Consider the following 8,066-nt stretch of genomic DNA (forward strand, 5'->3'; position numbering starts at 1 on the left):
CCGCCCCGAGCAGTACGGCCGCCGCCACCGCCCTGGCCCGCGCGCTGTCGGGCCCCCCTCGCGCCAAGGCGATGCTGCCGCTCGCGCACGAGGCCCGCACGCAACTGAACTACGTCCCGATGGTCCGCGCCGGCGTGCCCCTCGACGAACTCACGGACGCCCAGCAGGCCCAGGCGCTGGCCCTGTTGCGCTCCGGTCTGAGCGAGTCGGGCTACGCCTCGGCCCGGCAGATCATCGCGCACGAGGACATCCTCCGCGAGATCGAGAAGGGCCAGGGCGTGGCCAACTACATGCGCCGTCAGCCCGGGCTGTACTACACGGCGATCTTCGGCGAGCCGTCCGCCGAGGGATGGTGGGCCTGGCGTTTCGAGGGACATCACCTCTCGGTCAACGTCACCCACGCCGGCGCGCGTGGCGACATCGTGGCGCCGCTGTTCTTCGGCTCCAACCCCGCGAAGGTCCTGTCGGGGCCGAGCGCGGGGCTGCGCATCCAGGCGGCCGAAGAGGACGAGGCGCGGGCCCTGCTCGGCCTGTTCAGCGCCGAGCAGAAGACCCGGGTGGTGATCGCCCCCGAGACGACCAACGACATCGTCACCACCAACAAGCCGAAGGCCGAGATCGCGCAGTTCGACGGGCTGCCGGCCAGTGCCATGACGGCGCCGCAGAAGGCGCAGCTGCGGAAACTGCTCGAGGTCTACGCCTCGCGGTTCCCGGCCGCACAGCGGGCCTCGCAGCTGGCGCGCATCGAGAAGGCCGGCGTCGACACGCTGCACTTTGCGTGGGCCGGCAGTCTCGACGTCGGCAAGAAGCACTACTACCGCATCCACGGCCCCACCGTGCTGATCGAGTACGACAACAGCCAGAACGACGCCAATCACATCCACAGCATGTGGCGCGACCCCGAGTTCGATTTCGGGGGCGACCTGCTGCGCAAGCACCTGGCGGCGGTGACGCACTAGAGAAGGCTCAGGGCTCACGGCTCGAGGCTCGGAACCACAGGCTCAGGGCTCAGGGCTCACGGGCAGGGAGCGCGGGGCGCACGGGCGGGGCTTGGAACGATGATCGACCTCCGTTCGGACACCATCACCCGACCCACCGACGCCATGCGCGCCGCGATTGCCGCGGCGCCGGTCGGCGACGACCAGTTCGGTGAGGACCCGTCCGTCAACGCGCTGCAGGAGCACGGCGCCGCGCTGCTCGGCAAGGAGGCCGCCCTGTGGCTGCCCACCGGCACCATGGCCAACCAGGTGGCCCTCCGCCTGTTGACGCGGCCCGGTGACGACGTGGTGGTCAGTCGCGAGAGCCACATCGTCTGGCACGAGGCCGGGGCCGGTGGCGCCAACGCCGGCGTCCAGTTCACCGAGATCGGCACCGGCGGGGTGTTCTCGGCAGACGAGTTCCTCGCGGCGTGCAAGCCCCAGGGCCACATGCTCTACCCGCCGACGACGCTGGTGGTGATCGAGAACACGCACAACCGCGCCGGCGGCCTCGTCGTGCCTCAGCCGATGGTGGAGGCGGTCTGCGGTGCGGCGCGGGCTGCAGGGGTCGCGACGCTGCTCGACGGCGCGCGGCTCTGGAACGCCGCGATCGCCGCCCGTACGACGCCCGCGGCGATCGCCGCGCCATTCGACGTGGTGTGGGCCGCCCTGTCGAAGGGGCTCGGGGCACCCGCGGGGTCGCTGCTGGCGGGCCCGCGCGATCTCATCGCCCGTGCCGTCCGTGTGCGGCGGATGCTCGGAGGGGCCATGCGCCAGGTCGGCCTGCTGGCGGCCGCCGGCAGTCACGCCCTCGCGCACCACTACGACCGGCTCTCGGAGGATCACGCGCACGCCCGACTGATCGCCGCGCGGATCGCGCAGTGTCCGGGCGTGCGGCTCGATCTCGCCACCGTCCAGACCAACATCGTCGTCTTCCACCTGGCGCCCGGCGCGCCCGACGCGGCGACGGTGGCGGCACGGGCCCGCGAACGGGGCGTCGCGCTGTTCGCGTTCGGCCCGCGCACCCTGCGCGTTGTCACTCATCTGGCGGTGACGCGTGCGCAGTGCGTCGAGGCGGCCGACATCCTGGCCGAGATCTGTCTCGCTGATTCGTGACCTCCTGACGGCCGTGATCCTGGTCGTCGCCACGGGGCCCCTGCTGGCGCAGCGGGCGAACGACGAGCCCATGCGCGTGGCCCGAACCCCACTGGCGTCCTTGCTGCGTGGCGAGTCGACGACGTTCGCGACGGTGACGCTGCCCACCGATGGGGTCGAGACGATGCTGCGCCAGACACCGCCCACTGGCCAGGAGCGCGCACGCATCGACGAGCAGATCGAACGGATACGCCTGTCGACGCCGCTGCCGCCCCTGTTCGAGGGGCAGCCGATCGACGACACGGGGGAGCCGCGCTACTGGCTCGCCGAGCGCACGCAGCAGACGGCCGGCCTCGACGCCGACCTCCCGGCCATGGTGGTCAAGCGGTTCCTGCACCACCTCGTGAATCGCGATACGGCGAGACTCGCCGCGCTGACCTCCGTGCCGGCGGCGGTGGACGAGCTCACCCGCAACAACGACATGGCCGGGGCCGACCGCGGCCACGTGGCGATGCTGTGCCTGGAGATGCCGGTCGCGAAGGCCCGCGAGGGCGAGGTGGTGCGCCTGCCATCGGGCACGCGTCTCACGGTTGGAGCGAGTGCGGAGGAACAGGTATACGTCGGCCTGCTCGGCACCGTGGAAGTGCCCTTCAGGCTCCGCAAGATGAAGGGGCAGTGAAAGGTGGCACCGGAGCCGTACTTCGAGTGGCTCCGGTCCATGGGCAGCCTCTAGATCAGCGGATCTCGGAGGCGGAAGGCGACCCTGACGGTTCGACCACCGGCGGGTAGGTCAGCGCGGGGACGCCGCGCTCGATGGCCGCGCGCTGCGACTCGAGCCACGGCGGCAACACGAGGGACTCGCCGAGGTGTGCCGCCTCCTCGTCGACCGCGAAGCCGGGACCGTCGGTCGCCAGCTCGAAGAGCACGCCGCCCGGCTCCTTGAAGTACACCGACTTGAACCAGAACCGGTCGATGACCGGCGTCGGGCGCAAGCCGATCGTCTCGATCGCGCTCCGCACCTCGAGTTCGTGCGCCTCGTCGTCGACGCGCCAGGCGAGGTGATGGATGCTGCCGGTGCCCCACGCGCCGCGGTGGGCGTCTGGCGTCTCGCGGACGTCGAGCACCCGCCCCGGGCCGCCCTCGCCGAGCACGTAGCGCGTCCAGTCGTGCTCGGTGCGCTGTTCCGTGAAGCCGAGCACGCTGGTCAGGAACCAGCCGCTGGCCGCGCGATCCCGCTGCCAGGTGCGTGCCCCATGCAGGCCGCGAATCTGTCGCGCGACGGGCACCGGGCTCTGCGTCCACGGCTCGAAGCCGCGCGTGGTGACCTCGGCCGCTTCGACCAGCGCCACCTGCAGTCCGTGCGGGTCCGCCAGTGGCAGGACGCGGTCGCCGAAACGGGTCTCGACCGCACCGACCGTCACGCCGTAGCGCGCGAGCCGCTCGCCCCAGAAGTCGAGCGAGCCCAGCGGGACGGTCAACTGCACCTCGGTGGCGAGGCCGTGCCCCAGGCGCGACGGCGCCATGTGCGACCAGGGGAAGAACGTGAGGTCCGTCCCGGGATGACCGGCCGCATCGGCGTAGAAGAGGTGATAGGTGCCCGGGTCGTCCTGGTTGACGCTCTTCTTCACCAGGCGCATGCCGAGGATGCCGGCGTAGAAGTCGAGATTCTCCTGCGCGGGGCCAGCGATGGCGGTCACGTGGTGCAGACCGGTGAGACTTTTCATGACGAGCTGTCCTTTGTCGGCGACTCCCTCGTCTGGAAGGAGCAGGCCCGCGCGCCCGCGTCAGGCGCGCCCGCAGCGCGGGCCGTGGCCGGACACCAGTATCCGTCACTCGCTATGAAAATGCAAGTAGCTATGGATTGCAGGCGACTGCTCTGCTACGCTGAGCCGTGCCCCGCGTTGCCCCCGCCCGTGCCTCGGATCCCTTCTGTCCCGTGTACGACGCCATCGCCGTCCTGCAGGGGAAATGGACGATGCAGATCGTCCATGCGTTGATCGAGGGCCCGATGGGGTTCAACGAACTGGCGCGGGCGATCGGCGGGTGCAATCCCTCCACGCTGGCGCAGCGCCTCGATACGCTCGTCCGCCTCGATGTGCTCGCGCGTCGCGTCGAGTCGTCCACGCCCCCCCGCACGCTCTACTCGCTCACACCGGCGGGCGACGCCCTGCGACCCGTGGTCGTCGCCATCGAGCAGTGGGGCCGGCAGCATCTTCGCAAGGATCGCGTGCAGGCCGTGCGCCGTGCGGCCCGCACGGCCCGTGAGGCGAGGGCCTCGTGACGCGTCGAGCGTGGCCCACGCCCGCCCGGCTCGGCCTGCTCGCGCTCGGCCTCGCGGCCGCCGCGCTGTCTGTCGCCGCGCAGCCGTCCGCGCCGAGTCGGCCCGAGGCCTACCTCTTCAGCTATTTCACCGGCAACGGCGAAGACGGGCTGCACTTCGCCCGCAGTGACGACGGCGCACGCTGGCGCCGTGTGGCCGACGGCCGTGCCTTCCTCGCACCCGCGGTCGGCACCAGACTGATGCGGGATCCGAGCATCGTCCGCGGACCAGACGCACGCTTTCATCTGGTGTGGACCACGGGTTGGTGGGACCACGGCTTCGGCGTTGCCCACTCGAGTGACCTGCAGCGGTGGACCGAGCAGACCTTCGTGCCCGTCCTCGAGGAGACGACAGGCGTGCAGAACGTCTGGGCACCCGAGATTCATTACGACGCCACGGCGCAGGAGTACCTGGTGGTGTGGGCGTCGACGATCGCCGGGCGTTTTGCCGAGACCGTCGAGGGCGGCGACGAGCGGCCCGGTGGCCGGCTCAACCATCGGCTGTACGCCACCACCACGAAGGACTTCGTCACCTGGACGCCCGCTCGGCTGTTCTACGACGGTGGCTTCAACGCCATCGATGGCGTCGTGGTGCACGACGGGGCCCGCGCGGTGCTGGTCGTGAAAGACGAGACACGCTACCCGGTGGCGCGCAAGCACCTGCGGGTGGCGACGGCCGCGTCGATGGCCGGGCCGTACGGCGGGGCGTCGGCGGCCTTCTCGCCCGACTGGGTGGAGGGCCCCACCGTCCTGCGCCTCGGCACCACCTGGCGCATCTACTACGACGAGTACACCCGCAAGCGCTATGGCGCGATGGACACGCGCGACGTCCGGACCTTCACGCCGGTTGCCGACGTGACGTTCCCCGAGGGCATGCGCCACGGCACGGCGTTCAGCGTCCCGACGGCGATCGCCGACGCCCTCGAGCGGTGAGCCCGGGCTGATGCGGAGACGACGGACGGGTCAGGCGGGACGATGAGGCCCGGTCGGCGTCACTGCGGGCGGTTGCCGTTGTCCATGTCGGAGACGATCAGCCAGCCGCCGTCCACCTTCCGGAGGGTCAGGGTGAACTTGCCGTCGTCTGGGGTTCCCGTGCCGAAGGCGTAGGCGCCGACAATGAAGCCCGTGCGGCCGTCGGCAGCCCAGGTCAGCGCTCGCAGGCGCAGGACGCCTCCGCTGGTCGCATAGTGGGCGGCGATGGCGTCGCGCCCGCGGATCGGAGGCCGGCCCGACGAGAGCACCCAGCCATCGTCCACGAACAGGCGCGCCAGGCCGATGGCGTCCCGTGCACCGAAGCGGCTCTCGTAGTCGCGAAGCACGCGGTCGAGCTCGGGCGGGAGCGTCACGCTGGCGGGGGACGCCGGGGCCTGTGCCGCAGGTGCGGGTGTCTGGGCGAGGGTCGCGGGGCTGCAGGTCAGGCCCAGCGTCAGCACGAGAGGACCGATGAGGGCGCGCATGATCGCGGAGAGACGATCACGCCGGGCCTGTCGTTCCGTGCGCGCGTATGCTGGTGCGCGGTGCGCATGCGCGGGTCGTCACATCGGGACCGTCGAGGTCCCGTCTAGCAAAGGAGTTGGACGTTGCGCTGGAACCCCGGAGGGCAGAGGAGCGGTGACATCGAAGATCGCCGCGCGGTGCGCATGGGCGGGCGCGGGGCGTCGATGGGCATCGGCGGCATCGTGCTGCTGTTCATCCTGAGTCTCGTGCTGGGCCGCGACATGGTGTCGCCGGTCCTGCAGCAGCAGGCGCAGATGCCCCCGCAGGACTCCGGCCAGGCGGGACCGCTGGAGACGACCCCCCAGGACGAGGCCAAGGTGATCGAGATCGGGCAGATGCTCGACGACCTGCAGGCGACCTGGGCACGACTGCTCGGCGGTCGCTACCAGAAGTCGACGCTCGTGCTCTTCCGCGGCGCCACCGAGTCGGCGTGTGGCCTCGGCGAGAGCGCCATGGGCCCGTTCTACTGTCCCGGCGATCAGAAGGTCTATCTCGATCTCGAGTTCTTCGACCAGCTGGATCGGCGCTTCGGCGCGCCCGGCGACTTCGCCCAGGCCTACGTCATCGCGCACGAGGTCGGGCACCACGTGCAGAACCTGCTGGGCATCGAGCGGCAGGTCCGCGCCCTGCAGCAGCGGTCGCCGCGCCAGGCCAATCAGCTCTCGGTGCTGATGGAACTGCAGGCCGACTGCTTCGCCGGCGTGTGGGGCCACTCGACCGCCCAGCGCGGCATCATGGAGCCGGGTGACGCCGAGGAAGGCCTGCGTGCCGCCTCCGCCATCGGCGACGACACGCTGCAGCGGCAGTCGTCGGGGCGGGTCCGCCCCGAGAGCTTCACGCACGGGTCCGCGGCCCAGCGCGCCGAGTGGCTGCGGCGCGGTCTGCAGACGGGCGACGTCAAGGCGTGCGACACCTTCGCTGCCGCGGGCAGCTAGATCGGGCTCACGCGCGCTGGGCCATCGCGGCCCGGCGGACCGTCACGGGGAGCGGGTGGGAACGGCGCAGGACGACCGCGCCGAGCAGCACCAGCGCGATCCAGAGCGCGTCGGCCAGCAGCAGATGGAGCAATTGCATCCAGACGGGCGCCAGCAGCACCACGTTCACCACGCCGGCGACCAGCTGGCTCAGGGCGAGTGCCGTGACGGCGCGGGCCAGCCGTGTCGCCACCGGCGTGTCACTGCCGCGCGCGAGGACGGGGGCCGCCACCGCGAGGAGGATGGCCGTGGCGATCGCGAAGGCGGGATGCAGGACCCGCAGGCGGAGCAGCACGTGCGACGTCGGCGAGAGGTCGGCGGCCAGCGCCTCGGCGAGGCTGCGCGACGGGAACAGCGTGTCGCCCAGCGCCGCGATGGCGCCACTCACGCCCACGATCAGCAGGGCGCCGAGCAAGCCCGCCATGGCGGCGGTGCGTCCCGGTCGTGCGGTCAGCGAGACGACGTCACCGCCCGACAGCCACCAGGCGGTGAGCGCCAGCCAGGCCACGAGGATGAACGTGTTGGTCAGGTGGACGGCCATGAACAGCGCTCGGGCCATGCTGGCGTTGTCGGCGACGAGTTCGAACAGCACCAGACCGGCGCCGACGGCCGCCTCGGTCAGCATGAAGATCACCGTCATCAGGGCGCCCCGCCTGGCTGGATGACCTGCCGGGCAGGCCTTGCGGACCCAGAGGAGCAGCAGGACCACCGACAGCAGGGCGATGCCGCTCGTGATCCGGTGGGAGTACTCGATCAGCGTGGCGACGCCCAGGCTGCGTGGGATGATCCGTCCGTCGCAGAGGGGCCAGTGGGCACCACACCCGGCGCCCGATCCGGTCGCTCGGACGTAGGCGCCCCACGCGATCACCCCGAGGTTGTAGACGAGCACCAGCCACGCGGTACGGGCAAGGGTGAGCACACTCTCGATCCTAACCCCGGCTGGCGGGTGGCCGACCATCGACACGAGGCCCGGCGCCGAGTGCCGACCAGCCGGCAGGGTCAGCCGTCTGAAGAGTTCCACTCAGACTCGGTACGCTGCCCGCCGCCGTGGATCAGAGGACCCATGACCGTTCGTGCATTCGGAGCTCGTACCTGCCTGCCCTGTGTCGTGTTGTTGACGGTCGCCATGGCCGTCGCCGTTCCCGCCTTCGCCCGCACCTCCGCCAGCCCGTCGCTCGCCGACACGGCCGTCACCGCGACCGCC

9 protein-coding genes are annotated in these 8,066 nt (G+C 71.2%); 6 read left to right on the forward strand and 3 right to left on the reverse strand.

Annotation, left to right across the window (positions count from 1 at the left end; genetic code table 11):
• From Q0C41_RS27815 to Q0C41_RS27825, 3 genes are all read left to right on the forward strand, one after another.
• Positions 1–959: DUF3500 domain-containing protein (locus tag Q0C41_RS27815; protein ID WP_291989638.1), on the forward strand; the 959-nt coding region annotated here is incomplete at its 5' end.
• Positions 960–1,058: 99 nt separating this feature from the next.
• Positions 1,059–2,093 (forward strand): threonine aldolase family protein, encoded by a 1,035-nt coding sequence (locus tag Q0C41_RS27820; RefSeq protein WP_291989641.1) that lies wholly within the window; start codon positions 1,059–1,061, stop codon positions 2,091–2,093.
• Positions 2,094–2,106: 13 nt separating this feature from the next.
• Positions 2,107–2,751, forward strand: coding sequence for a hypothetical protein (locus Q0C41_RS27825; protein ID WP_291989643.1), 645 nt, complete (start codon positions 2,107–2,109; stop codon positions 2,749–2,751).
• A 55-nt stretch (positions 2,752–2,806) separates the two neighbouring features.
• On the opposite strand, the gene Q0C41_RS27830 is transcribed toward Q0C41_RS27825, so the two are convergent.
• Positions 2,807–3,796: a ring-cleaving dioxygenase gene (locus Q0C41_RS27830; protein WP_291989645.1), complete on the reverse strand. Its 990-nt coding sequence runs from the start codon at positions 3,794–3,796 to the stop codon at positions 2,807–2,809.
• Between the two features lie 167 nt (positions 3,797–3,963).
• On the opposite strand from Q0C41_RS27830, the gene Q0C41_RS27835 reads away from it, so the two are divergent.
• Positions 3,964–4,353 carry a helix-turn-helix domain-containing protein gene (locus Q0C41_RS27835; protein WP_291989647.1) on the forward strand — a complete coding sequence of 130 codons (390 nt, stop codon included), beginning with the start codon at positions 3,964–3,966 and terminating at the stop codon, positions 4,351–4,353.
• A complete protein-coding gene (locus Q0C41_RS27840) occupies positions 4,350–5,324 on the forward strand; it encodes a glycoside hydrolase family 43 protein (protein ID WP_291989649.1) in 975 nt (324 codons plus the stop codon). The genes Q0C41_RS27835 and Q0C41_RS27840 overlap by 4 nt, the downstream gene beginning before the upstream one ends.
• 59 nt (positions 5,325–5,383) lie before the next feature.
• Here the strand turns inward: Q0C41_RS27840 and Q0C41_RS27845 are convergent, their stop codons facing one another.
• Positions 5,384–5,848, reverse strand: a complete 465-nt coding sequence (locus Q0C41_RS27845; RefSeq protein WP_291989651.1) for a nuclear transport factor 2 family protein — start codon at positions 5,846–5,848, stop codon at positions 5,384–5,386.
• Positions 5,849–5,971: 123 nt separating this feature from the next.
• Between Q0C41_RS27845 and Q0C41_RS27850 the strand changes: the two genes are divergently transcribed.
• On the forward strand, positions 5,972–6,823 hold the full coding sequence (locus tag Q0C41_RS27850) for a neutral zinc metallopeptidase (RefSeq protein ID WP_291989653.1): 852 nt from the start codon (positions 5,972–5,974) through the stop codon (positions 6,821–6,823).
• Between the two features lie 7 nt (positions 6,824–6,830).
• Here the strand turns inward: Q0C41_RS27850 and Q0C41_RS27855 are convergent, their stop codons facing one another.
• Positions 6,831–7,883 (reverse strand): COX15/CtaA family protein, encoded by a 1,053-nt coding sequence (locus Q0C41_RS27855; RefSeq protein WP_291989655.1) that lies wholly within the window; start codon positions 7,881–7,883, stop codon positions 6,831–6,833.
• Positions 7,884–8,066 lie beyond the last annotated feature (183 nt).

Origin of the sequence: Luteitalea sp., assembly GCF_022842525.1 — a bacterium.
Lineage (GTDB): Bacteria > Acidobacteriota > Vicinamibacteria > Vicinamibacterales > Vicinamibacteraceae > Luteitalea.

What these genes read in the sequence shown, in the direction of transcription:
- Q0C41_RS27820 (WP_291989641.1), top strand. Translation starts at nt 1,059, where the DNA reads ATGATCGACCTCCGTTCGGACACCATCACCCGACCCACCGACGCCATG.
- Q0C41_RS27830 (WP_291989645.1), bottom strand. Translation starts at nt 3,796, where the DNA reads ATGAAAAGTCTCACCGGTCTGCACCACGTGACCGCCATCGCTGGCCCC.
- Q0C41_RS27845 (WP_291989651.1), bottom strand. Translation starts at nt 5,848, where the DNA reads ATGCGCGCCCTCATCGGTCCTCTCGTGCTGACGCTGGGCCTGACCTGC.